Origin of the sequence: Mesorhizobium sp. M8A.F.Ca.ET.057.01.1.1 (genome assembly GCF_003952565.1) — a bacterium.
Classification (GTDB): domain Bacteria; phylum Pseudomonadota; class Alphaproteobacteria; order Rhizobiales; family Rhizobiaceae; genus Mesorhizobium.
Genome location: NZ_CP034454.1, coordinates 270671 through 294745 on the forward strand (window position 1 = coordinate 270671; position 24075 = coordinate 294745).

Annotated in this window: 20 protein-coding genes and 2 pseudogenes; 20 read left to right on the forward strand and 2 right to left on the reverse strand. The window is 57.4% G+C overall.

Annotated features, from left to right (window positions below):
* Positions 1-7: 7 nt before the first annotated feature.
* The 12 genes and pseudogenes from EJ077_RS01205 (at position 8) to EJ077_RS01260 (ending at position 7934) form a co-directional block, all read left to right on the forward strand.
* Positions 8-385, forward strand: coding sequence for a hypothetical protein (locus EJ077_RS01205; RefSeq protein WP_024505270.1), 378 nt, complete (start codon positions 8-10; stop codon positions 383-385).
* A gap of 254 nt (positions 386-639) precedes the next feature.
* Positions 640-1803 carry a TlpA family protein disulfide reductase gene (locus EJ077_RS01210; protein WP_245438181.1) on the forward strand — a complete coding sequence of 388 codons (1164 nt, stop codon included), beginning with the start codon at positions 640-642 and terminating at the stop codon, positions 1801-1803.
* Positions 1804-2123: 320 nt separating this feature from the next.
* Positions 2124-2567 (forward strand): DUF269 domain-containing protein, encoded by a 444-nt coding sequence (locus EJ077_RS01215; RefSeq protein WP_245458601.1) that lies wholly within the window; start codon positions 2124-2126, stop codon positions 2565-2567.
* Positions 2568-2657: 90 nt separating this feature from the next.
* Complete coding sequence (locus EJ077_RS01220) at positions 2658-2816, forward strand: CCE_0567 family metalloprotein (RefSeq protein WP_224571204.1); 159 nt, start codon at positions 2658-2660, stop codon at positions 2814-2816.
* Positions 2813-3129: pseudogene (gene fdxB, locus EJ077_RS01225) on the forward strand (ferredoxin III, nif-specific). Before EJ077_RS01220 ends, fdxB (EJ077_RS01225) begins: the two are co-directional and overlap by 4 nt.
* A 79-nt stretch (positions 3130-3208) precedes the next feature.
* The gene (locus tag EJ077_RS31725) at positions 3209-3400 is read left to right on the forward strand and encodes an exopolysaccharide production repressor protein (protein WP_127394248.1); all 192 of its coding nucleotides are present in this window, start codon (positions 3209-3211) and stop codon (positions 3398-3400) included.
* Positions 3401-3636: 236 nt separating this feature from the next.
* On the forward strand, positions 3637-4650 hold the full coding sequence (locus EJ077_RS01235) for a 1-aminocyclopropane-1-carboxylate deaminase (protein ID WP_024505903.1): 1014 nt from the start codon (positions 3637-3639) through the stop codon (positions 4648-4650).
* Positions 4651-5247: 597 nt separating this feature from the next.
* Positions 5248-6405: a TlpA disulfide reductase family protein gene (locus tag EJ077_RS01240; RefSeq protein ID WP_126080608.1), complete on the forward strand. Its 1158-nt coding sequence runs from the start codon at positions 5248-5250 to the stop codon at positions 6403-6405.
* Positions 6406-6729: 324 nt separating this feature from the next.
* A complete protein-coding gene (locus EJ077_RS01245; RefSeq protein ID WP_126104992.1) occupies positions 6730-7167 on the forward strand; it encodes a DUF269 domain-containing protein in 438 nt (145 codons plus the stop codon).
* Between the two features lie 46 nt (positions 7168-7213).
* Positions 7214-7417: a CCE_0567 family metalloprotein gene (locus EJ077_RS01250; protein ID WP_063169367.1), complete on the forward strand. Its 204-nt coding sequence runs from the start codon at positions 7214-7216 to the stop codon at positions 7415-7417.
* Positions 7414-7731, forward strand: a complete 318-nt coding sequence (fdxB, locus tag EJ077_RS01255) for a ferredoxin III, nif-specific (RefSeq protein ID WP_208699262.1) — start codon at positions 7414-7416, stop codon at positions 7729-7731. The genes EJ077_RS01250 and fdxB (EJ077_RS01255) overlap by 4 nt, the downstream gene beginning before the upstream one ends.
* The gene (locus tag EJ077_RS01260) at positions 7728-7934 is read left to right on the forward strand and encodes an exopolysaccharide production repressor protein (protein WP_208699264.1); all 207 of its coding nucleotides are present in this window, start codon (positions 7728-7730) and stop codon (positions 7932-7934) included. The genes fdxB (EJ077_RS01255) and EJ077_RS01260 overlap by 4 nt, the downstream gene beginning before the upstream one ends.
* A 597-nt stretch (positions 7935-8531) precedes the next feature.
* Here EJ077_RS01260 and EJ077_RS01265 read toward each other — a convergent pair.
* Positions 8532-10331 (reverse strand): ABC transporter ATP-binding protein, encoded by a 1800-nt coding sequence (locus tag EJ077_RS01265; RefSeq protein ID WP_208699266.1) that lies wholly within the window; start codon positions 10329-10331, stop codon positions 8532-8534.
* A 635-nt stretch (positions 10332-10966) separates the two neighbouring features.
* Here EJ077_RS01265 and EJ077_RS01270 point away from each other — a divergent pair.
* Positions 10967-11638 (forward strand): LuxR family transcriptional regulator, encoded by a 672-nt coding sequence (locus tag EJ077_RS01270; RefSeq protein WP_245458602.1) that lies wholly within the window; start codon positions 10967-10969, stop codon positions 11636-11638.
* Between the two features lie 93 nt (positions 11639-11731).
* Here the strand turns inward: EJ077_RS01270 and EJ077_RS01275 are convergent.
* Positions 11732-11967 (reverse strand): annotated as a pseudogene (locus tag EJ077_RS01275) (transposase); the annotation flags it as partial.
* A 718-nt stretch (positions 11968-12685) separates the two neighbouring features.
* Here EJ077_RS01275 and EJ077_RS01280 point away from each other — a divergent pair.
* The 7 genes from EJ077_RS01280 to EJ077_RS01310 all read left to right on the forward strand — a co-directional run bounded on the left by EJ077_RS01280 (position 12686) and on the right by EJ077_RS01310 (position 23771).
* On the forward strand, positions 12686-13402 hold the full coding sequence (locus EJ077_RS01280) for a radical SAM/SPASM domain-containing protein (RefSeq protein ID WP_224571099.1): 717 nt from the start codon (positions 12686-12688) through the stop codon (positions 13400-13402).
* 1055 nt (positions 13403-14457) lie between these two features.
* Complete coding sequence (gene ectB, locus EJ077_RS01285; protein ID WP_126104995.1) at positions 14458-15714, forward strand: diaminobutyrate--2-oxoglutarate transaminase; 1257 nt, start codon at positions 14458-14460, stop codon at positions 15712-15714.
* A complete protein-coding gene (locus EJ077_RS01290; protein WP_128204855.1) occupies positions 15707-16546 on the forward strand; it encodes a hypothetical protein in 840 nt (279 codons plus the stop codon). Before ectB ends, EJ077_RS01290 begins: the two co-directional genes overlap by 8 nt.
* 1014 nt (positions 16547-17560) lie before the next feature.
* Complete coding sequence (locus EJ077_RS01295; protein WP_208699268.1) at positions 17561-18490, forward strand: 2-oxoglutarate and iron-dependent oxygenase domain-containing protein; 930 nt, start codon at positions 17561-17563, stop codon at positions 18488-18490.
* Positions 18491-18666: 176 nt separating this feature from the next.
* Positions 18667-19086 carry a DUF2267 domain-containing protein gene (locus tag EJ077_RS01300; RefSeq protein ID WP_135929893.1) on the forward strand — a complete coding sequence of 140 codons (420 nt, stop codon included), beginning with the start codon at positions 18667-18669 and terminating at the stop codon, positions 19084-19086.
* Positions 19087-19819: 733 nt separating this feature from the next.
* Positions 19820-21502, forward strand: coding sequence for an aldehyde dehydrogenase family protein (locus EJ077_RS01305; RefSeq protein ID WP_245458603.1), 1683 nt, complete (start codon positions 19820-19822; stop codon positions 21500-21502).
* Between the two features lie 925 nt (positions 21503-22427).
* Entirely contained in the window at positions 22428-23771 is a 1344-nt protein-coding gene (locus EJ077_RS01310; RefSeq protein ID WP_135931024.1) for an ATP-grasp domain-containing protein, read from the forward strand.
* Positions 23772-24075 lie beyond the last annotated feature (304 nt).

The window sequence follows — 24075 nt, forward strand, 5'->3', positions numbered from 1 at the left end:
GATATTGATGATCGGCGGTGGCATTCAGGAAAGATTTCCGCCTCTGGCGGCAAAAGCGGGACGAGCAATATTCCTACGGCGTCAGATCGCTCTGCTCGCGCTTGAGCAAGGTAGCGTCGCGCGACTCCTGCTTGGCGTGAAACAGCAAAGGGCATTCAATCACGATGCAGCTTTACGTGCTGTCGGGCTCAACGCCACGTGGATCGAGCCCAACGCCGCCGTTGGCAACCGCGACGCGAATTATGACGCCGGGCCACATGCGGCGGTGGCTGCAAGGGTACCGAGCCTCTCCCGCACTTTCGACCCCATCGCCGAAGTGCGACTACTCCAGGACGCCGAAGCCGGTCTTATCGCCAGCGGGCCAGCCAAACTCTCACCTTCCTAAACGGCAGCCGCTAAGGTGAGCCGTCGAAAGCCGACATTCAGGTTAACGTCAGCTGGCCGTGTTAGGGCTCGCTTATTCAAGGCGGTACCGGCGCTTGCCGAAGCTAAGAAGGGTTGGCATGCCCTTTGCCGTGCTTGATGTGCGGCAACACGGTGAGAGCTCCGCTGAAGCAAGCGAGAGGGAGCAATGCCCTCGAGACCGTGTCCGATTTTGACTGGAAAATATTCCGCGACAAAAGAGACGAAAGGTGTGGAATGACTTTGGACACCAAGATGGAACTGCGTATGGGGTCCCCGGCTCCTGCGCTGAAAGTGGAGAACTGGCTGCGTGGCGAGCCCCTCACGAGCCTTCGGCCCGGCAAGGTCTACCTCGTTGAATTTTGGGCGACTTGGTGCCGACCATGTGTCCACGCCATGCCCCATTTGATCGAACTGCAGGAGAAATATAAAGACAGCGGATTTGAGATTATCGGAGTCGCAGCTTGCGAAAAGGCTGCAACCGCGGACGAAGCGCGGACCAACGTGGATGCCTGGCTGACCGAGAAGTTCCCGAATCTGAATTATCGGACAGCGTTCGATTGCACTGGCGAAATGAAAAAGCTCTGGCTGGAACCCAGCTCTTCGTTCGGGATTCCCACCTCGTTCGTGGTCGACCGCGACGGCCACATCGCTTATATCGGCCACCCGGCACCTCTCGATGACGTTTTGCCGAAAGTCCTTAACGGCAGCTGGCGCAGCAGCTATGAAGCGAAAGCCGTCGATGCAAAGCGAATCTCGCGTGTGCGCGAATCGTCGCTGAGTCAGCCGATATACGCCAAACTTGGGCCGGCGATGCAGGACGAGGATTGGGCAGCGGCACTATTGGCCATCGAAGAAGGCCTCGCCGTGATGCCAGACTCTTTTGATTTTCGGCGGGTTCATGCGGATATTCTGCTTCACAAGCTGCGCGACATCAAAACCGGCTTGCCGCTTATGCGCGAATTGGTCGAGGACGCGATCAACAAAAAGTTCGAAGCGATGTCTTGGGTGGTGATGGCGCTGAACCAACTCTTCCATCCCACGATCGACAACTCCCATCTTCCGCATGATGATCGCTTTGCGATGGGCAAGGAGCTCTCCGAACAGATCCTGGAACTTAATCCTCCGCAAGGCGATGGAGACTTTAAATTCGGGTGTTACTTTCCGGTCGCTCAGTATTATTACGAGAGCGGCAACAAGGACCGGGCGATCGAGTTGATCGAGGTGGCAATCAAATCGCTGGACCATTCGGAGCCAGTGCCGGACCAAACCAAACAGCGCTACCTCACCTCGTTGCTCCAAGCCCTGGCCAACTACACGGGTGAGCCTGCCTGTCACGCGGGTCTCTGTGTGGCTCCGCAAAACAAGACTTCCGAAACTCAAAACGCTGTCACTTCCTGAGCAAGGATCGCGAAGGGCATGACAATTGGAATTGAACACCGGCAAATCCGCCCGCCCAGGCGCACTTCGCAGCAATAACGTCGATGCCGCAAAAGTGCGCGGCTTGCGGCAGGTGGAATTTCCATTGCGTTTACCTCGGGTCGAACCGCGGCGCAGGCGTTCGCGCCGCGGTGAAAGGTCTCGCATTGGTGGACGTGCTCGAGGTCGGCCACGGGACACTGTTGCGTGGGATCGGCTCGCCCAAGCCATTCCCCGCCCACGCAAGCGCCCGAACCACACATCGCAGAAAAAGAGATCGTCCTTCAAGAGGAGTACTGAAATTGGGGAAAAGCGAAATTCCTCATGAACCGGTTGGCCCTGCTGTCCACGGGGACGGCGAGGCCCTTGCTTCCCCGTTCGTCAAATGCCTCCTGCGGCTCATTCGTACTCAGGATTCCTTCGGCTTATGGGAAGGCCATTCGGATGCCGAGCTGCTGGCCGAGTTCATCATCACCAAGCAACAGCAACGTGCGGTACCCTTTGGCGGCGATCCCGATCCTGACGCGCTGTGGAGGCTCGACATGTTTTACACCGCCGTAGCGCTTGCGATCGAGGAGCGCTCCGGCGTGTCGACGTCGCCGACAATAGAAATGAAACCCGTGGGGGCTTCCGGCGGTTGGGCGTTCTGTCGAGACGTCCACCGGTTCGGCTTCGAGACTTTCCGCAAACTTGCTGAGGCCGGTACGAAACTGGTCGACGATGCGACTGCAGCCATTGAAGCCTAGCCCGAGATGGAGCGCATCAAGAAACCATTGTTCCAGAAAGGATCTATGTCAGACCTAGATAGGATGAGGAAAAAAGTCTGAAAGCTCCAGTTGCGTGCAGCTATTGCCAAGATGGCATTGCAGGACCTCGTCGAGGGTCTGCCGGGCAAGTGGGCCGACATACAGGAAGTCGCCGAGAAAACCCAAGCCGTTTATGCCGAGTTGGATGTTGCCAAGAGAGAACTCGCTTCAATGAAGAATTTAGGATGATGCGCACATTCACCACCCGTGACGGCTCCATTTGGATGCCGCCGTACCTGACCTCCATCGATAGCAAACCTGCATCGGCTGCTGCCGTTGTTTCAAGGTCTGCTCGCGCGATGTCATGCATCTTCACGGCGTTGATGATGCGGGTGAAATCCTCGGCCCCTGCGATGACGAGGACGACGATTTCGACGGCAAGCTCAATCGCATGATCATGGTTGTCGATGATGCCGGCCGCTGCATCGGCTGCGGAGCCTGCGGCCGCGTCTGCCCCAAGAACTGCCAGACGCATGTTGCGGCCGACGAGCTCGCAACATGATCTGGCGAAAACCAGGGGAGCGGCGTGCACTTCATCTTTTTGTCGGCTCGTGGGGCTGGTCCTGTGCAGCAATGCGTCGATGGTTTACTTCGCTTTGGATTCGCTCCGTGTGGCAGTCGTCACGACGCTGGCCTGTTCGCTGCTGCTTCAGGCCGGCTCCTTCGGCCGCGTGCTCTTTCTGATCTGGCAGTCCTCTAGCCGCGCTCGTGGAACTCGCCACAGGGGCCAGCATGCCGATGGTTACAGGAAAGCTCGGGTACCAGTCGTCTGACTCTGATCAACTGCGGAATGCAATTTTCAGCTGTGTCCCGGCTTGGTCGAATGCCCAGCATGTGCTGCTGCTTTGATGCGCGGATGACAGGATCAGTGCTCAGACCCACACCAATTTTGGTCACCCTCTGATGACTGAGCTGATCGTATAGGGAATCTGTGTTCGGCTAACACGCGACCATACCCCTGGGCTGACCGGTGCGTAGCCGGTTCAGGTACTTTTTTGCTGGAGATAGCATGCTGGAAAAATTCGAACGTTATCCGCTCACCTTTGGACCCACGCCGATCGAGAGGCTCGACCGCCTCGGCAAGCATCTGGGCGACAAGGTGGAAATCTACGTCAAACGCGAGGACTGCAACTCCGGTCTCGCGTTCGGCGGAAACAAGCTGCGCAAGCTCGAATACATTGTGCCCGACGCGATCGCGTCAGATGCCGATACGCTCGTCACAATCGGTGGCGTGCAGTCCAACCATACGCGCATGGTCGCTGCGGTCGCCGCCAAGATCGGCATGAAATGCCTCCTGGTCCAGGAGAGCTGGGTCCCACATGATGATGCTGTCTACGACCGGGTCGGCAATATCCTCTTGAGCCGCATCATGGGGGCAGAGGTGCGCCTGGTTGACGAGGGCTTTGACATCGGCATCCGCCGCAGCTGGGAAAAGGCACTTTATGAAGTCAAGGCAAGGGGCGGCAGGCCATATGCGATACCTGCCGGCGCCTCTGTCCACAAATACGGCGGCCTGGGCTATGTGGGGTTCGCTGAGGAGGTGCGTGCCCAGGAAGAGCAGCTTGGGTTTGCCTTCGACTATATCGTCGTCTGTACGGTGACTGGTTCAACCCACGGCGGCATGCTCGTCGGGTTCGCCAAGGATGGTCGACAGCGCAACGTGATCGGTATCGATGCCTCCGCCATGCCCGCCAAGACCAAGGCGCAGGTGCTCGGCATCGCCCAAAATACAGCGAAGCTCGTCCACCTCGGAGCGGAAATTGTCGAGGCAGACGTGGTGTTGTTCATGGACTACGCGTACCCGGGTTATGGCGTTCCATCGGAGGAAACCAAAGAGGCAATCCGTTTGTGCGCGCGGCTCGAGGGCATGATTACGGACCCCGTTTACGAGGGCAAATCGATGCAAGGGATGATCGACCTCGTCCAGAGGGGCTTCTTTCCACAGGGATCGAGGGTCCTCTACGCACATCTAGGCGGCGCGCCGGCGATCAACGGGTACGGCTACACCTTTCGCAACGGCTGACGTTCGGCAGTCTGCGATTCCGCGGTCGCGCTCGAACGTGGGTAGGTAGCGTCGTTCGAGCGCTTGGCTGGAGAAGTGGAGGCAGCGACGGGCATCCACTAATTGGTACCATTACGTGCTGTCGGGGCTCAACGCCACGCGCATTGAGCGCATGCCGCCGTTGGCAACCGCGAGGCGAATTTTGACTCCGGGGCAAGAATCCACACGCGGCGGTGGCGGCACGAGGACCAAGCCGGCGAGTTCGCGCTTTCGAACTGGCGCCAAACTGCCACTGCTCGAGGACCGAGGCCAGTCTAATCACAGGCGAGCCGTCCAAGCTCTCAAGAGATAGGGCGAAACCCGACAGCGGCAGAAGACATGTCGGGTTCACGACAATCGGCCGCATTTAGCCTCGTGGAGAATTTCAAAGCATTTCCCGCCGCTTACCGGAGCTGAGGGAATTGGCACCTCCGTTGCAGCTTGATGTGCGGCAACACGGTGAGAGCTTCGCTGAAGCAAGCCAGAGGGAGCGATGCCCTCGAGACCGTGTCCGATTTTGACGGGAAAATATTCCGCGACAAAAGAGACGAAAGGTGTGGAATGACTTTGGACACCAAGATGGAACTGCGTATGGGGTCCCCGGCTCCTGCGATCAAAGTGGAGAACTGGCTGCGTGGCGAGCCCCTCACGAACTTTCGGCCCGGCAAGGTCTACCTCGTTGAGTTTTGGGCGACTTGGTGCGGACCATGTGTCGACGCCATGCCCCATTTGATCGAACTGCAGGAGAAATATGAAGGCAGCGGATTTGAGGCGGTCGGAGTTGCCGCCTGCGAACAGGGTCCTACCGCAGACGAGGCGCGGACCAACGTGGATGCCTGGCTGACCGAGAAGTTCCCGAATCTGAATTATCGTATCGGGTTCGATTACATTGGCGAAATGAACAAGCTCTGGATGGATCCCAGCTCTTCGATTGGGATTCCCACCTCGTTCGTGGTCGACCGCGACGGCCACATCGCTTTTATCGGCCACCCGGCGGAACTCGATGACGTTTTGCCGAAAGTCCTTAACGGCAGCTGGCGCAGCAGCTATGAAGCGAAAGCCGCCGATGCAAAGCGCATCGCGCATAACCAACTTGCAGCGCGCGAAATGTCGCTTACCGGGCCGATATACGCCAAACTTGAGCCGGCGATGCAGGCCGAGAATTGGACGGCGGCGCTCTTGGCCATCGAAGAAGGCCTCGCCTTGATGCCAGACTCTTTTGATTTTCGGCAGATTCATGCGGATCTTCTGCTTCACAAGCTGCGCGACATCAAGACCGGCATGCCGGTCATGCGAGAATTGGTCGAGGACGCGATCGACAAAACGTCCGACGCGGTGTCGTGGATGGCCTTGGCCCTCAACCAACTCTTCGATCCCACGATGGACAATTCCCATCTTCCGCGCGCGGAGCGCTTTGCGATGGGCAACGAGCTCTCGGAACAGATACTGGCACTCAATCCCCCGAACGGCGATGGCCCGTTTAAATACCGCCGGTACCTCCCGGTAGCTCAGTATTATTACGAGAGCGGCAACAAAGATCGCGCAATCGAGTTGATCGAGGTGGCACTGAAATCGGTGGACCGGCTGGGGCCAATTCCGGACCACACCAAACAGTACTATCTTACCCCATTGCTCGAAGCACTGGCCAACTACACGGGTGAGCCTGCCTGTCACGCGGATCTTTGTGTGGCTCCGCAAAAGAAGGCACCCGAAACTCAAAACGCAGTCACTTCCTGAGCAAGAATCGCGAAGGGACTGACAATTGGAATTGAACACTGGCCAATCCGCCCATCGAAGCTCTCTTCGCAGCAAGTATGTCGATGCAGCAGGGCGGCGGCTTGCGGCAGGTTGGATTTCAATTGCGTTGACCACCGGTCGGATCGCGGCGCAGACGATGTGCGCCGCGAATTCGCGCCGCAGGTCTCGCACTCGTGGACATGTCGAGGTCGGCCACGGGGCACTCTTGGGGTTGGCCCGCCCAAGCCATTCGTCGGCCACGCAAGCGGACCCGGAGTGGGCATCGCAGGAAAAGGAAATCGTACCTCGAAGACGAAGACTGAAATGACGAACAACGAAATTCCTCCGGTTGGCCCTGCTGTCAACAATGACGACGAGGCCCTTGCTTCCCCGTTCGTCAAATGCCTCCTGCGGCTCATTCGTACTCAGGATTCCTTCGGCTTATGGGAAGGCCATTCGGATGCCGAGCTGCTGGCCGAGTTCATCATCACCAAGCAACAGCAACGTGCGGTACCCTTTGGCGGCGATCCCGATCCTGACGCGCTGTGGAGGCTCGACATGTTTTACACCGCCGTAGCGCTTGCGATCGAGGAGCGCTCCGGCGTGTCGACGTCGCCAATAATTGGAATGAAGCCCCTGCGGGCTTCCAGCGGTTGGGCGTTCTGTCGAGACGTCCACCGGTTCGGCTTCGAGACTTTCCGCAAACTTGCTGAGGCCGGTACGAAACTGGTCGACGATGCGACTGCAGCCATTGAAGCCTAGCCCGAGATGGAGCGCATCAACAAAACCATTGTTCCAGGAAGGATCTATGTCAGACCTAGATAAGATGAGGAAGAAAGTCCGAAAGCTCCAGTTGCGTGCAGCTATTGCCAAGATGGCATTGCAGGACCTTGTCGAGGGTCTGCCGGGCAAGTGGGCCGACATACAGGAAGTCGCCGAGAAAACCCAAGCCGTTTATGCCGAGTTGGATGTTGCCAAGAGAGAACTCGCTTCAATGAAGAATTTAGGATGATGCGCACATTCACCACCCGTGACGGCTCCATTTGGATGCCGTCGTACCTGACCTCCATCGATAGCAAGACCTGCATCGGCTGCTGCCGTTGTTTCAAGGTCTGCTCGCGCGATGTCATGCATCTTCACGGCGTTGATGATGCGGGTGAAATCCTCGGCCCCTGCGATGACGAGGACGACGATTTCGACGGCAAGCTCAATCGCATGATCATGGTTGTCGATGATGCCGGCCGCTGCATCGGCTGCGGAGCCTGCGGCCGCGTCTGCCCCAAGAACTGCCAGACGCATGTTACGGCCGACGAGCTCGCAACATGATCTGGCGAAAACCAGGAGAACGGCGTTGCACTTCATCTTTTTGTCGGCTCGTGGGGCTGGTCCTGTGCAGCAATGCGTCGATGGTTTACTTCGCTTTGGATTCGCTCCGTGTGGCAGTCGTCACGACGCTGGCCTGTTCGCTGCTGCTTCAGGCCGGCTACTTCGGCTGCGTGCTCTTTTTCACGGACGTCGATGATCTGTAGAACTGTTCATTCGCTCCGCAGAGGGCCGGCGAATCCAATCTCTTCCTAAGCCCGTTGGCCGTAATCGAAAGACACGGGGCCGGCGAGTTCGTGCTCAGCTGCCACTGTGCTAGCAAGGGAACGGAATCCAATCCCGGGGCAGATGGCCAGAGTTGAGCGAAGACTGCGGTCGGAGCTCCTGCGCTTCCGGGTCTCCAAGGGGACGACTTTGCGAACCGAAGGGACTTTGAACCGTTGACGTGGCCGGCGTGCGGTAGGTTGGGCCAGCGACAGGGATCCCAGCCGGCCGGGAAGCACCGCCCTCTCAATGTGCGTTGACTTCGCTTCCTTTGGCGAAATGTGGGTAACGGCGAGGGCCGCACTCTTCCCGGGCCGTCGACATTCCCGCCCTTTTGGTGCGTGCGCCGTTAGGCGCGACAATTCGGTGCCCGCGTGTAACTGCGCGCATTCGCCGAAGCTTAGACGTGGTGCATTCCCGCTCGCCCGTTTGGCGGACAGTTCCGGCCGTGCTGGTTTTGCCGCCTAACGCCCGCCGCTCGTCACTGCCACACCCCTCTCCGGCAACGGCTCGGCGCATCGCGCAAGCCGGTTTAGCGATCAGGCCAGGCCCTTCGCGAGTTCCAACGCCTGCCGTTCGAAGAGGCGGCGGTAAATGCCACCATCGAGATTGATCAGGGCGGCATGATCGCCGTCCTCCATGATGCGGCCACGGTCGAAGACGAGCAGCCGATCGAGCGAGCGGACCGTCGACAGCCGGTGTGCGATGACGAGTGTGGTTCGGCCCACCATCAACCGATCCACCGCTTGTTGAATGAGCACCTCGGATTCCGAATCGAGGCTCGATGTGGCCTCGTCCAGAATAAGGATCGGCGCGTTCGCGAGGAAGGCGCGCGCGATCGCCACGCGCTGGCGCTCGCCGCCGGAGAGCTTCAAACCCCTTTCGCCGACCAATGTCCCATAGCCCTTCGGCAGGGGCGCGATGAATTCGTGGGCACTTGCCAGTCGTGCCGCTTGCTCGATCTCGGCCTGGCTCGCGCCAGGCCGGCCATAGGCGATGTTCTCGGCAAGCGACCTGTGAAACAGGATCGGCTCCTGCTGCACGATCGCGATCTGCGAACGAAGGGACTCTTGGGTCACCTCGGAGACGTCCTGACCGTCTATCAGGATCCGGCCGCCGCTCAGGTCGTAGAGTCTCTGGATCAGCTTCACGAATGTTGTCTTGCCGGAACCGGAGGGTCCAACCAACCCAACCCTTTCGCCAGCTTCAATCGACAGCGAACATTCGCTATAGAGCGGCAGGGGATGGTTGGCGTAGCGGAAGTGGACGTTCTCGAAATCGATACGGCCCTTCGTGATCCGGATCGGCTTGGCCTCTGGACGATCGGCAACATCCACGTGCTGATTGTGGATGGCCACCAGTTCTTCCATATCATTAACCGAGTGCTGCACGTTGCGGACATGCATGCCGGCATCACGCAGATAGCCCTGCAGGACGATGAAGGACGTGAGAACATATGCTATCTCGCCCGGCGTTGCCTGTCCATGCGACCACAGAAGCAGGGCATATCCGACCACCGCCACCCTGAGCGCAACCAAAGTTACGCCTTGGGTTGAGCCGATGATCGTTCCGCGCACCCAGCTCCGGCGCGCGCGGTGCCGCCATTTCGTCATGATATTTGCAAGCCGCTCGTCTTCGCGAACCTCTGCGCCGAAGCCCTTGACCACAGCGTTGCAACTGACCGCGTCCGCAAGCGCGCCGCTGAGCCTTGTGTCCCATCGGTTGGCAAGGCTCGCCGCTGGCGCGACATAGCCGAGCGACAGCGAAATCGAAAACGCAAGGTAGACGAGAGAGCCGCAAGCAAAGATCACGCCCATGACCGGCCAGTGCCAGCCGAGCAGCACCGTCGAGCCGATCAAGATGACAAACGACGGGAGCAGCGTGACGAGTATCGTGCTGTTGAGGAGGTCGAGCGCCCACATGCCGCGCGTTATCTTGCGCACTGTCGAGCCGGCGAAGCTGTTTGCATGCCAGTCTGTCGAAAAGCGCTGCACATGATGGAACGCTTCGGTCGCGACGTCGGAAATCATTTTCAACACCAAGTCGTTCAGGCCAATTAAGGCGACGTGGCGCATGGCAATGCCACCGAGTGCCAATGCAATCGGTACAGAGAATGCTGCAACAGCTGCCGAAGCTGGTGCTGCCGCATTAGCAGCACGAGAAACAGCGTCGATAAGTCGGCCAGAATAGAGCGGCATCAACACGTCAGCCAGCGTGGAGGCGAGCATCGCGGTCATGATGATCGCGAGCCGGGCCGGCTGCCTGTTCCAGAGGCGAACAGTGAAGGCGAAAACGTCGCGACAAGTGGCGCCGCGCCCATGGACGGGGAAACGTCTCATAGTTTCCAAGCGGGCGCATCAACACGCTCGGTCCCAAAGACGATAAAAGACAAAACTGGAATTTCGACCTCCCCCATAACAGCATCAATTTTGGCGGGCAGCTCTTGCCGCCTCACGACGGTGAGTTCAAAAGTCGTGCCAACTGAGCGGGAACATCCGAAGGACAAATTCAGCAGGTTACCGAGCCTGGAGAAAGTCAGCCGCCATCCAGTCGAATACGATTGCTACGGCTGCTCAACTCGGGAGATTGGAAAAGAAGGTCGATGTATCGATTGAACTTTGAGCTTGTTCTTGCCTCGATCAAATAAGTACAGTTGCAATGCAGCTCTCAGGCCCGGCACTTAGGTGCTGATTTCAAAAGCGCGCCGCGAATACTTTCCTGCCCATATTCCGTCAATCGAATGCTCGACTGTCGGATTGTGCGCTCCCCGACACAGTGCTGTCGGTTCGCCTCCTGGGTACCTCCCCCGTCGATTGACGACCTGAAGGAGAAGCTTCGCTCGCAAGCTGGCACGACTCTTGAGGGTACTCCAGGTGGCGGAAGGAACTCCGGCTCGAGTCCCGTTGACTTCGGATGTTGCGAGGCTGGGTTGGAGCAAACTGTGCACCAATGAGAACGCAATGAAGGAGACATCATGGAACTCCGGCGGATTGCGGTGGAGTTAGACCTATTCCTCAAGATGACTGATGATGTCGCTCAATCCGAACGGTTGTTCGAACTGTTGTCTGCGTTTGCGCTGAATTTCGATTGCCCGTGGATTGCCTATGGGTCGCTCGCATCAGAACAGAGGGTTTTCAAGCCGAACCGAGAGGGTTCTGTGGTGATGTGGAATTATCCTGCTGAATGGCAGGAGCGCTACTCGAGAATGGGCTATGCCAAAATAGACCCACTCATCAAGAAAGGTCGAAAGGAGGCGGGACCCTTTCGATGGAGCGAGGTGTATACCGATGAAAGCATAACTGAAGATGGACGCCGCGTCTTGGACGAAGCAGCAACATTCGGCTTGAGGTCAGGCGTTACCGTCCCATTACATGGCCCTGGTGGCAGCTTTAGGTTTGTGAGTTTTGCTCAATCCTCGGACTGCGAATTGCAGAATAGAGCGATCACCTACCTGCAAATGGCCGCGCTGCGGTTTCATCGGATGGTTACGAAGTTCGACACTACGACTGCGTCGGAACGAGCTCATAACCTGTCTCCGAGAGAAATAGAGTGCATTGATTTGGTGTCACAAGGAAAATCATCTTGGGAAATAGGAACTATTTTAGGCAGATCACGAAATACGATAGATTTCCATTTAAAAATGTAATGCGGAAGTTGGATGCGACCAGCAGAACGGTAGCTGTTGTAAAAGCTTTGAATCTTGGGATTATCGAACCGCCGTAGGTGCGCAGCTAGTTCTCCGCCCGTAGTAGCGCGCGTGATAGCCGAGACGCTCCGGCGTGCGCTCGCTCTTCGAAGCACCCAGCGCCTCGTCCATCTCGGCCTCGAGCACCTCCTGCATCACGGCGCGAATCACCTCGTGCAATCCATCCGGCTTCGAAAGCAAAATGTCGTTGACGCTGCTATGGCGGATTTATCTTCAGGCTTGGTCCTGGTGGCGATGCTGAGTTCGCTTCGCTGAGATTGGGCGGTCATGACAGGGTGGTGTTCAATGTCACCGATTCCTGGAAGAAATTACCATCCGTATTAAGCGACTGACGATGAGTGATGTGTGTCCAAAATCTGACAGCTGTCAGAAAACATGTCGGGTTCAATACAGCGGAGCGTCTTAGCTCTGTCGGGCTTTTCGAAGCCTATCTCGCAGTAACTGCGCGCCAGGCGCACTAGCTCGGCCTTTGCTGGTCGATGTGCGGCAATATAGTGTGAGGGCTGACCCGCATGAGAACACGGAACTCGCTCGATGAAGGATGATCGACGGCATCCAGAAAGCTTCTCTCCGGCGGGTTCGAGGGTGCTGCGCGCGCATCTCGGCGACGGGCCAGCGACCAACGGTTGAGGCTACATCTCCGGAGCGAGTGATGCCTCGAAAGATGCAATGCTGTCTCTGGTCCGACGCGCTGGAAGTTTGTGAAGGTCGGCCCGGCAAGTCGGTGAACCGGGCGGCTTAGGCTGCCAAAAAGGGTAGATGTCTGCGTTGCCTCGGTAGATCAGCAGGCGGTATCAGAAAGCCAAAGGCACACGCACACCATCGTGGCGCTTCGCAGGAAGTAGATGGGAGTAATCACCAGTGATTTTACCGGAACTTCGCTCAGCAAACACAGCCGGCAGGGTTTTGGAGATAACGACGACCACAGGATGCGTCGTAGGATGTTCATATTGTCCCCAGGACAAGTTCGCGGTCCGGCAAAGAAAAGTGTCTCATGCGAGTCATCTGGATCTTGAAGATTTCAAGCGGTGTCTGGCCCGCGTACCGACTTCCGTCGACATTGGTTTTGCGGGATACTCCGAACCTTGGCTCAATCCGGACTGTACCGAAATGGTGGAGCACGCCTTCGCCAAAGGCCATGGCATCAGGATTTTTACGACGCTGGTGGGAATGAACGGGCAGGACCTGCAGCGATTGCAAGCCTTGCGCTTGGGCGTATTCGTGGTCCATGTTTTCGATGACGGCACCTACATGAACAGCCGCCTGGTCGGAGACAAGTATCGCGATCTGGTTCGTCAACTCGTCGACGCGGACATCCCCTTGATCCGATTCGTGGCCTTGGGCGAGCCCCACCCAGATATAGCCGACATTATTCCTACCGAAGCCCTGATAAAAGCGCGGCCGGTGAGCAGTAGGGGTGGAAGCGTCGACCCTAAGATCGTTGCACCACGTCAGCCAGTGGTCGGAGCCCTAACCTGCGTGGACGCACGACAGTATCGGAATGTTCTTCTTCCAAACGGCGACGTTACCCTGTGCTCTATGGATTTTGAACGGCGTCACGTATTGGGTAACCTTCTATATGAGGGTTACTCCGCTCTGTTTGAAAAGCCAGTTTTTCGCGAAATCGTCGACCGCATGAATGGAGCAGATGGTTTTCTGCTTTGCAGGATGTGTGAATTCGCCGACCCAAACGACCGGACCTGAGTGCATGCCGGCCGAGAGGGCGTGCCTGGCAGTGCGGATGGCCCCACGACAGATGCACCTGCCCGCGGCGCACGCCATCGTGTTTTCACGTTACGCCAGTATGTTCCTGTAGGCGCGGCAGTGGGTCTCGAGCATTTCGGAGACGAGCTCATCGAAAGGTCTTCGCCTTCCAACCGAGCTTGTCGGCCTGCCTAGCTTGAGGTAACGCCGATCACAGGTCAACCATCGGTCGGATGGAAACAGTGTTAGTCGATCCCGATCAGAGCTTGATTGCTTACTCACGGCTCACCTCGTCAACGCCTTCACCCTCCCGGACGATCTCCTTTTCGACTCGCCTGAAGGCAGCAGCCCAGCTGCGGCCGGGGATGGTTGCCGTCGCGGTAGTGGACGTTCTCGAAACCGATGCGGCCCTTCGCCAGCGCGTCTCCCGGTTGCTTCCGCCTGGCCTACGAACGGGCTTTCCGTCAAGGGGGTCCACGGCGGCCCCGCCCTCTTGATCCGGCGGCTCGGGCCAGACATCGCGCAAGAGATCGGAATCCGCATTCTTCTCAAAGAGAGCGTGGCTTTCGCTGTGTCATCGGTCATCAAATAGTTTCTTGAATCAGGTTGGTGTCCGCAGCCCGAGTTTGAACGGCGAATATTGATGACCGCCGCGAAGCCGCTCGCTCGCTACGGCGCTATTGAGGAGCGCGCTCGCGAGCGGCTTCGCTACCGCCGAGCGACACAACCTCTGGCGACGCGACCCTGCTGATCTCCTTGGACATTTGTCCGGAGGCGCTATGGGCAGCGATGGGTGGTACGTCAACTACCTGATGCCATAGTAGCGATGCTTTCGCGGAAGCTTTAGAAGCCATCCTGTTGCAGCACATTCTCCGAAAGCATCCGAATGGAGGGCAACGCAACCCAACAATATTTGATGAGGATGCCGGCATCACCAGACTAACCAAGGCTGCCTCCGGCATTCTGCTCTCAATGTTAGATGACGAACATCTACCGCGAGCAACCAGCCATTAATCGCTCTCTTCTTTGAACGACCCAAGTGCAGAGGACTCAATATGAACACCGACCCTTTCACGGCCCATGAGTCCAACGTTCGTCGCTACGGTCGGTCGTTTCCCGCCGTCTTTGCGAGGGCACTTGGGGCCACCATCTGGGACGAGACCGGTAACGCATACATCGACTTCCTCGTTGGGTCCGGGGCGCTCAATTACGGGCACAACAATCCGGATATCATGGCGCCGGCGATTGAATATCTCGTCGGTGAGAACATTCTTCTGTCGCTTGATATGCATACGGCGGCAAAGCGTGACTTCATTGAAGGGTTCGTCGATTGGATCCTGAAACCCAGAGGCCTTTCATACAAGATTCAGTTTCCTGGGCCGACCGGCACGAACGCCAACGAAGCGGCTCTGGCGCTGGCGCGAAAATACACCGGCCGCTCGAGCGTCATGGCCTTTACGAATGCGTTCCACGGTATGTCGCTCGGCTCTCTAGCGGTGTCGGGCTCGGCCTCAACCAGGGAACTGGGAGGCGTCGCTCGCCACGATGTGATCCGTGTTCCCTATGACGGCTATCCGAGCCAAGCTTTCGATTCCGCCAGTTACATCGACAGCGTTTTGAGCGACCCGGGGAGCGGCATAGAAAAGCCTGCCGCAATCATTCTGGAGACCATCCAGGCCGAAGGCGGCATGAACGCCGCATCCGCAGCTTGGCTCACGGAAATTCAGCGCATTTGCCGCACGCATGGCATTGTTTTTATCGTCGACGACATCCAGGCAGGTGCGGGCCGAACTGGCGACTTCTTCTCATTCGAGTCTGCAAAAATCGAACCGGATATTGTGTGTCTTTCCAAGTCCCTAAGCGGTTCAGGTAGTCCGTTGTCCATCGTTCTGATTCGACCCGACTTGGACATATGGAAGCCCGGAGAACATAGCGGGACCTTCAGAGGAAACAATTTCGCCTTCGTGACGGCAGGAGCCATGTGCAAGATGTGGTCGGATAGGAAATTTACTGCAGGTGTCGAGCGGACAGCCGTCAGGCTGCAAACGCACCTCGATCGCCTGGTTGCGAAATTTCCAAGATACATCGAACAGAAGCGCGGCCGCGGTCTGATGGCCGGCCTGAAATGCCGTTCACCGGCAGTTGTCGGCCGCGTGCATGATGTCGCATTCGAAAATGGCCTTCTTATCGAATCCTCGGGGCCAAATCGCGACGTTATCAAAGTCCTCCCGCCGATAACCATCACCGATGCCGAACTCGATCGTGGCATCACCATCCTTGAACACGCACTACAGGAGCAAGACAATGCCTAGTCAGATATCTCAAGTGCCAGCCATCTCGCCGGTTTCGATCAAAGAACGGACCGGGTCGATCAACACGGCGGAGATCATCTCGGTCCTGAAAGGTGAGCTCACCGCTCTGCACATCAAGCAAGCTTTCAGCACCGAAGTAGCCGAGGAGATCACTACGAACTTTATTGGAAGCTCTGGTCTCAGAGAGCGTAAAGATGGTGTGCCCGGACAATATGTCGGCGCATCTCACTACAGGAAGGATGCAGCCACCTATTTCGCAGACGCCGAAAACGCGCGGCCGTACGTCGATGCCCTTTTTAAGAATTTGGTTGACCCGGTTCGAGCAGTATTCGGGGCGTTGAAGCGAGAGCTTCACAACCAGGGCATCGAATTGCGGCTAGCCCGTTCCGAACACGGCCAGGCCAATGTTTGTCGCGCCCTCAGTTGGTCGGGCACAGGCACGTTTTCCTTGGATCCCCACGACGATGTCGCTCAAGTCTTACGTGCTGGCGATGATTACGAGCTTTCTGCGGTGGCGCACAACACGGTCGCAGCGCTCAACCTCTATCCGAGCATGCCCGAGAACGGGGGCAATCTGAGGCTCTGGAGCCATAAGCCGACAGTTGCGGACCGAAAGTCGCAGGGTGTGGAGACCACTGGATATCCCTATTCGGCAGCCTATCTTGAGGCCGTCCCGTGCCGCGAGTTCCAGCTCAAGGCCGGGGATATCGCCCTAATCGATGGCGGCTTCGTTCACGGGGTTACCGGTCAATCAGGCGACGGAAAGCGTCGCCTGGTGCTGAATTGCTTTTTCGGATTTGCCCGGCCTGATCTTGTTCTCTGGTGGACCTGAAATAGGAATGTCGCAGCGACCGACCGGATTTTAGCCGGCAGTTAAAGCGTGAACATCCTTCGTCACGGGGGACTTGCCACGGGTGATTTCCTCTAGCTGCAATTAGAGTCCATCCTAATTGGTTTAGAAAGAAGATCACTCGTGGCGTGAGTTCCAACGAGGACATCGTTGCTTGCAAGGAGCCGGCCTCCGAAGCAGGGAAAGAAACATGTGGGTCGTCGCACGAATTCTTTCTTGCGATCCGCGACGACTGCGGCGTCATAGCTTTGACCGGTTGAAAAGCCATTGACCATCCCACTGAGACGAACGCCTTGGATCCCTCGCCTCCGGCCCCGTCGCGTGCGTAAAGCGTCTGCCCTGGTAAGTCAGCACGGTAGAGATTGGGCCGGAATATTCTCATGCATCATGGCGCGCCACCTCCCGTCGAAAGCACTATCGATCTCGCCGTGCCAAGACCGATCTCCCCGCGTGACTTGACCTCGCTATCCGCGGCTGACGGCTTGGGTGGAAGGCACCATCGACACACTTTAAAGACGGCTCAATTTAAAAACGAAACAATCTTAGATTCTAAGTTTTTGAAAGATTTCTCGAAAGGTCGCTCCGACTTTGAAAGCTGGCCTGACTCCTGGTCGCCGCGCAGAGGAGAGGCCGAACCTCGCGAGCAATTGCCAGTCTGGCCTCACGGGAACTCAAACGTCAGTTCCTGTCCGGTTGGCTCTTGAAACAGAAGTCCGTGACGGTAATAAGCTTCGTACACCAGGAAAAGTAGTTAATGACACCCCCCCCAACGTAAAAGTAGGCGAAATCAAATACAATATCTACGTTGTTTAAAATTAAGGAAGTTGCATTATACCTTTAATACATTAGTTGTTGAATTGCCCCAAATAAAGTGATATTGATCCCTAAGTGAACTTTATCAGGAGGTCTCATTCGTTCATTGTACGTAGGAAGAAACTGAGTTGCCAGATTTTCCAGGGAGCCCAACAGGGGGCGCCGATACAGACGGAGATGACTATGACCGCGCTACCGCAAATCTCATTGGCGAAACTGTCTGCCGATGCGACGGGACATGAAGAGCAACAGCGCTTGCGCAATGCATGCGAGGTGTACGGGTTCTTCTACCTTATCGAGCACGGAATCCCGAAGGAACAGATCGCGGATGCCATCGACGCGTCCCGGCGGTTTTTCGCGTTGCCACTGGCTACGAAGGAACGCTTCGGTCACGCCGCACAAAACGTGTACCCCACTATCGCACGTGGATACAGTCCGCTGTACGGCGAAATCCTGCATCCTGAGGCCGGCCGCGATCCAAAGGAAGTGTTCGATCTCGGAATCGACAACGAAGGCGATCGGCGTCCGTTTGCGGGGAGCACACTGTTTCCGGATGAGGCTTTGGCTCCTGGTTTCGCGCGAAGCCTGCTTGCCTTGCAGGCTACCGTGCTCCGCGAAGTCGTCCCGCAGCTCGGAACCGCGCTTGCCGACGTGATCGGTTTGGAACAGGGCTGGTTCCAACGGTATTTCAGCCCGCCGACGCTCGAGCAACGCGTAATCCGGTATCCAGCTCGCGGCGGCACGTGCGCTAAGCACACCGATGGTGGCTTTTTCACGCTGCTGCTGCAGGAGGAACTCCCCACCCGGTCGTTGCAGGTGTGGTTGCGCGGGCGCTGGATGCCAGTGCCGAGCCTGCCCGACAGTCTCGTAGTCAATTTGGGCGATATGCTTCAGGCTTTGTGCGACGACCGCTTCAAGAGTACGCCGCATCAGGTCGCGCACAATGGTCTGACCGACCGAATTTCGCTTCCCTTCTTTATCTATCCCGACGTCGACGCGCGCCTGACTTCGCTGGAAGGGCGCCACACCTTCAGTGTCGCGGAAATGATGCTGCGCAATTACGAGTCAGTCGAGACAGGGAATGGCGCCGGGCGCGCCCGAGAGTTGCAGTAAAGTGTCCGGTGTCCTCAGGCTGCCTAAACTCATGCGACGACCACCTCGGGGTGACACGCTGGGAGAACTCACGCAAAATCCCGCGTCGCGCGTATAGCGCGGCGGCGGGCGGACGGAAGCCGTCTAGTCATGGTCCTTGCAGCCCTTAGACAACCTTCAAGAACAGAAAAATACTCATGTTCGTGAGTCATGATCTCACCTATGCATTGCAGGCGACCCAGAATTGGGTCAGCGATCTGGCGTGGAGACTTCGTTGGCATGATCGCGAGCGGGTTTTCCTAGCTTTGATTGCAACGCTGCACGCCCTGCGCGACTGCCTGGGTCGGGACGAGGCCGTGTACATGGGTGCGCAGCTGCCAGCCTTACTGCGCGGCTTTTATTACGAGGGTTGGCACCCCGGCCGACGGGCCATAGCCAGAAACCGGAATTCGTTTCTCGATCGGATCCACGACGGCGTCCACCGCGACCCGGCAGTGGATCCGGAAGAGGTCGCCCGCTCCGTCCTAGGCCAATTGGCGGACCGTTTGTCTGCAGCAGAGATCGAAGAGGCCAAGGCTGCAACTCCAAAACCACTGCATGATCTTTGGCCAGACTGAGAGACGTCTGCCCATGAGCATAGAGACATGAAGCCATCGGCTTGGGAGCCTTCGACCAGGAAAGTCGCCGGCGTTTCCATTTCCGCCAAAACGGGCGGTAAGGGCTCGAGGCCAGCGTTTTGAGGGCGCATCACGGCCCTAGGCCCACTTGAAAATTGGCCAATCTCAGACCCATCGAGCCAACAAAAGCGACCGGAACTCTGAGCTGCATAATTCGACCGCTGTCCTGCTGCTCAGTGAAGGCTGATGAAAGACCATCGCGGAGCCAGTGAGCGCCTCCTCGGCTTCATCCTGCTGACACCCAGCCAATTGGCGCCAGAACGCGTCGCTCTTCGCCGAATTCTAACACTATCCCCGTGGGGGACACTCGTCTCATCAGATCTCATTCAGTATGGCGTCAAACATCTTTTCAGCAAATAATGGTTGGGCTGTTCGTGTTTGCTCTAGGGCAGTATGGCATCACCGATGTCGCTGGCGACACGATGCCGGAATTTGCCGCTCCAGTTACTCCTGTTGGGTAATCAAAGAATGCTCGTCTGGCTAACAAGACAAAGTTACGCCTATATAATACGTTTCCAGCAAATGCAGCCCACGTATCTGGTAGGTACCCGAAGGTAGAAGACAAGCTATCATCGCGGGAGAGGAATTGGCTAAAAGGAATTTCAATCCTTGCGATTTGTCGGTCTTAGCGCGGGATCTGCGTCGTTATCGGTCGTGCGTGGGGCGGGGGCAGGTGGCGATTGAGGTCGCATCAAGAAATGCGATCCTCATAGGCAAGCAGGAATCGACCTCCGCTGTCGGCTTCTTCGAAGCCTATTTTTGCGCTCAGAAGCCCAAAGGCGGCTTTCCCAGGAAGACACGTACGAAACGTTTGATGCTCAGTACCAAGAGGAACCGGCGGCGATCGACAAGCATGGCTACTTCAGAAGTGATCAAGAATTTCATCGATGGGGAGTGGAGAGATTGTTCGTCCGGCAAACGGATCGAGGTTGATGACCCTTCAAACGGGGAGACGGTAGCGGTTATCGCAGAGGCAGGACCTGAAGAAGTACATCTCGCCGTTGCTGCCGCCGACCGTGTCTTTCGCGACCGCGTTTTGATAGACATGCACCCGTACGACCGTGGGCGTATGCTTTTCCGCGTGGCGGACGCACTTGAGTCACGCAGCGACGAGGTCGCGATCATTAACTGCATAGAGACTGGGAAGGCGTTGGACCTTGCCCGTGGCGAGGTTCGGACCGCCGTCAGATACCTGCGGTACTACGCTGGCTTGGCGGACAAGCTCGAAGGTCGCTCGATTCCGCGCGGGGCGGATCTTGTTGACTATACGGTCAGAAGCCCCTTCGGAGTGTCAGCCCAGATCGTTCCTTGGAACGGCCCCCTCGAACTGACGGCCCGTTCGCTAGCTTGCGCCATTGCAACTGGTAACTCAGTGGTAGTGAAGTCCCCCGAACTGGCCCCTTTATCAGGCATCGAACTTGCTCGCGCCTGTGAGACCGCGGGCCTGCCTGCCGGAGCCGTAAACGTGCTCACTGGGTACGGCCAGACGGCAGGCCAGGCGCTGATCGATCATCCCGATGTTCGCCACATCGTCTTTACGGGCTCCATGGCAACCGGGCGAACCGTCCTCAAGGCTGCAGCGGAGCGCATCGTACCCTGCATCATGGAACTGGGCGGCAAATCGGCCGCTGTCGTTTATTCCGATGCCGATCTCGATGCCGTCGTGGAAGCGGTGCGTATCGGAACCTATCTAAATGCTGGCCAGAATTGCAACAACCTCACAAGATTGCTTGTAGAGCGTTCAATCGCTGATGAAACGTTAGAAAGAGTGAAGGCTTGCGTCGAAGGACTCTCAATTGGACCAGGACGCGAAAACTGCGACATCACCCCGTTGATCTCTCAAAAGCAGCGAGAGGGGGTCGAGAGCGCCTGCCGGATGGCCCTGTCGCAAGGGGCACGGCTTGTGGCCGGCGGAACTGCACTTTCGGTGCGAAGCGGCTATTTCATGGCGCCGACTGTATTTGCCGATGTCGCGCCCGACAGTAGTCTTTTCCAGGAAGAAGTCTTCGGCCCTGTTCTTTCCGTTACTGCTTTCGATGATCCGATAAAAGGGATCGAACTGGCCAACGATACCGATCAAGGCTTGGCAGCGGGCGTTTTCACCCGGGATATCGACCGGGCTCTTTGGAGCGCGGATCGCCTTTGGGCTGGCCAAGTGTACCTGAATGGATGGTACGTCGGCGGCGTAGAAACGCCGTTCGGTGGAGTGAAGAAGTCTGGCTACGGCAGGGAAAAGGGTCAGGAAGCCCTTGATGGCTACGTGCAGACCAGAAATATTGGCATCCGGATCTCACAACCCTTGTCTGGTTCGGGCAACAGCGAGCCCGCCGTGAACCGATCCGATCGTTATTGCTAGTCGCCAATCCGCCGTCGGGAAGTCTTGCGGCGGAGGTTTAGTCGTCGATGCTGGTCTGGGGTCTTCACAGGGCACATCGCGCACCAGAACGCTGACCTAGCACCCGACCGGCACAGTATCTCTCGTCGTAACTTTCAGAAATGTTGAGAACCCGTAGTTGCGATTTGGAAAAATTGAACCAAGCCGGATGCAGGCGCATGAGCCCCCTACTCCCCTGAAAGCTGCGGGAGGGCACAGGGTTGTCAATCTCGCCGGATATTCCCACCGGTCCAGCGCGTGCATCGAGATCGAGGTGGTCTTGCGGCTGAGCCTCACGAACAACATCCGGTCGAGGATTACCCATGTCGTGTCGTCGGCCAGCGAGCGGGCATTCCAAGCATTCCAGTGCGTCTCCTGCTTGCCCCTTTCTAGGCGACGATCGACCAGGACGTCGTGATCTGCATCGGGCGCAAGGTGACACGAGGGAGTGTCGCGTGCTCATGCCCGCTAAGTAGTCTCGAGGCGAAGCCCCGGCGTCATCCGTGCGTCGCTGATTGGCGCTGAGCCCTGCTCCTCCATCCACTGGCTTTGCCTCGTCGATATCTAGCCCGCTCGCGGACCGGTGATCTGCTGATGTTGAAGGTCCTGTCAAAGTGCGCGTACGGTAGCCGGCGACATCGACGGCCTCATCAGCGCGCCGACGGCTGCTGGCCAAACAACGGAGACAGGCAAGCACCGCCCCAGCGACTATTCAGCGAGAGCCAACCGGATCCCAGCCGGGTGGTCAAAAATCGCAACAAATCATTCAGCTAACTTTACAAAATCTTCGCGAGATCAGATCGCTGAGCATGGTAGCTTCTCTTGGAGGCTGACGTCAGGCCGAACAACAAGTCGACGCCTGTTTACCCCCAGGCCGTCGCACTGCACACTGCGGAGATCGACGGCAATGACAAAAAGAGCTCTCATCCTGGTTGAAGGTAACAGAAGTACTGGTGAGCTATACGTTAAAGCGGCCAAGCGTCTTGGCCTTCATCCAATTACCTTGTCGGCTGACCCAACCCAGTACGATTATCTTGCAGCAGACGATATGGAGACAATCCGCGTCGATACGGACAACCTCGATGCCCTGATCAGCGAATGTTCCCGGGTGCGTGCAACTTATGATATTGCTGGCATCACCGGCTTTACGGGTCTCGATGAGTTAGCCTATGCTACAGTTGGTAAGCTATGCCGATCCTTCGCTCTGCCAGGGCCGAACCCCAGTTCGATTGAACGATGCTGCGATAAATTCACTCAACGTCAGATCCTCGCGGAGGCCGGCGTTCCTATGCCGGCCTATCGCTTAGCATCGAATGCCGCGGACGTACAAAGCTGTGCCGCGGAAATCAACCTCCCGGTAATTCTTAAGCCTGCCGTGGGCAGCGGCAGCAGCGGTGTCCTATTGTGCCGCGACGTCGACGAACTAGCAAAACATACGATCCATCTGTTGGGCGGGAAGCACAAATGGCGGGCTTCGCCCAGGATACTGGTCGAAGAATTCGCACAAGGCCCCTATTATTGGGCTGACATAATGGGGAATGAGGTCATTGGAATTGGCGGCGCTGACTTCGGGCGCCCACCGCATTTTGTCCATCGTGGGTGCACCTATCCAGCGGTGCTTACTGACGTCGAGCAGCAGCGTATCGCCGATGTATCGCTAAGCTGTTTGGAGGCTCTCAGCCTTGGCTGGGGGCCATCGAACATTGGATTCCGCTGGACAAGGCGTGGCCCAGTCGTCATCGAGGTCAATCCGCGTCTTGCTGGCGCGCCCGGTCCTCAAATGGTTAAATTGGTTTATGGTATCGATCTAGTTACCGAGCACATCAAAGTGGTTATCGGCGAAGAATCGGATTTGCGAAGTACGCGTTCGCATGTCGCGGGCGCTCGGTTCCTCCTCCCGGAGGGTGATGGCATCCTCGATTGGATTGATGGCGCCAGTCGAGCGGCTGCCATAGAAGGTGTCTCGGAGGTCAAATTGCATGTTCAGCCTAAGACACCTATCGTCAGGGAAGGCGATTACCGAGACACGATCGGACACGTCATCGCCGCTTCCCCGAGCCGCCCTCAGACCGACGCGATACTTCAGCACGCCGTTGCCTTGATTGATTGGTCGATCACGTCGGTTTCTGCCCTTGGCGAAACGGAACACGCTGTGGCCCCTTACCTTCCACCTGGTGCGGAGATGGTGACAGATAAAGGTACTCATCGCAGCATATTGGTGAAATCGAGTGCAGGAGACGATGCGGTCTAGGGTGAATTGGCCATCCGCGAGGTGACCATTATGCTGACGGGCGTCATTGCTTCCTAGAGCCGACGCGCTCGCCTACCTCCGCTTTTATGCACATGTCGCCGCACAAAGCCGATTTCCTGCGTGAACGCGGAAGATTCGAATAGATCGGCCATTTACATGCGCTACATTCAGTAAGGGCGCTCTGAGCGGTCCGGTCCTCTTATTGTAAGCGGGCCTGATGCGGCTGGTTCAGAACGTTTGCGAAGATACGCCTCCTCCCAAGGCGCACCTGCCCGGCAGCGAGCTAAGTCTCCTGCCGGGCGCC

Bases quoted from the DNA above. Each gene is read 5' to 3' on its own strand.
- EJ077_RS01260 (WP_208699264.1), top strand. From the start codon at position 7,728: ATGATCTGGCGAAAACCAGGAGAACGGCGTTGCACTTCATCTTTTTGT.
- EJ077_RS01295 (WP_208699268.1), top strand. From the start codon at position 17,561: ATGACCGCGCTACCGCAAATCTCATTGGCGAAACTGTCTGCCGATGCG.
- EJ077_RS01240 (WP_126080608.1), top strand. From the start codon at position 5,248: ATGGAACTGCGTATGGGGTCCCCGGCTCCTGCGATCAAAGTGGAGAAC.
- EJ077_RS01235 (WP_024505903.1), top strand. From the start codon at position 3,637: ATGCTGGAAAAATTCGAACGTTATCCGCTCACCTTTGGACCCACGCCG.
- EJ077_RS01290 (WP_128204855.1), top strand. From the start codon at position 15,707: ATGCCTAGTCAGATATCTCAAGTGCCAGCCATCTCGCCGGTTTCGATC.
- EJ077_RS01300 (WP_135929893.1), top strand. From the start codon at position 18,667: ATGTTCGTGAGTCATGATCTCACCTATGCATTGCAGGCGACCCAGAAT.
- fdxB (WP_208699262.1), top strand. From the start codon at position 7,414: ATGATGCGCACATTCACCACCCGTGACGGCTCCATTTGGATGCCGTCG.
- EJ077_RS01310 (WP_135931024.1), top strand. From the start codon at position 22,428: ATGACAAAAAGAGCTCTCATCCTGGTTGAAGGTAACAGAAGTACTGGT.
- EJ077_RS01250 (WP_063169367.1), top strand. From the start codon at position 7,214: ATGTCAGACCTAGATAAGATGAGGAAGAAAGTCCGAAAGCTCCAGTTG.
- EJ077_RS01245 (WP_126104992.1), top strand. From the start codon at position 6,730: ATGACGAACAACGAAATTCCTCCGGTTGGCCCTGCTGTCAACAATGAC.
- EJ077_RS01270 (WP_245458602.1), top strand. From the start codon at position 10,967: ATGGAACTCCGGCGGATTGCGGTGGAGTTAGACCTATTCCTCAAGATG.
- EJ077_RS01205 (WP_024505270.1), top strand. From the start codon at position 8: ATGATCGGCGGTGGCATTCAGGAAAGATTTCCGCCTCTGGCGGCAAAA.
- EJ077_RS01210 (WP_245438181.1), top strand. From the start codon at position 640: ATGACTTTGGACACCAAGATGGAACTGCGTATGGGGTCCCCGGCTCCT.
- EJ077_RS01265 (WP_208699266.1), bottom strand. From the start codon at position 10,331: ATGAGACGTTTCCCCGTCCATGGGCGCGGCGCCACTTGTCGCGACGTT.
- EJ077_RS31725 (WP_127394248.1), top strand. From the start codon at position 3,209: ATGGTTTACTTCGCTTTGGATTCGCTCCGTGTGGCAGTCGTCACGACG.
- ectB (WP_126104995.1), top strand. From the start codon at position 14,458: ATGAACACCGACCCTTTCACGGCCCATGAGTCCAACGTTCGTCGCTAC.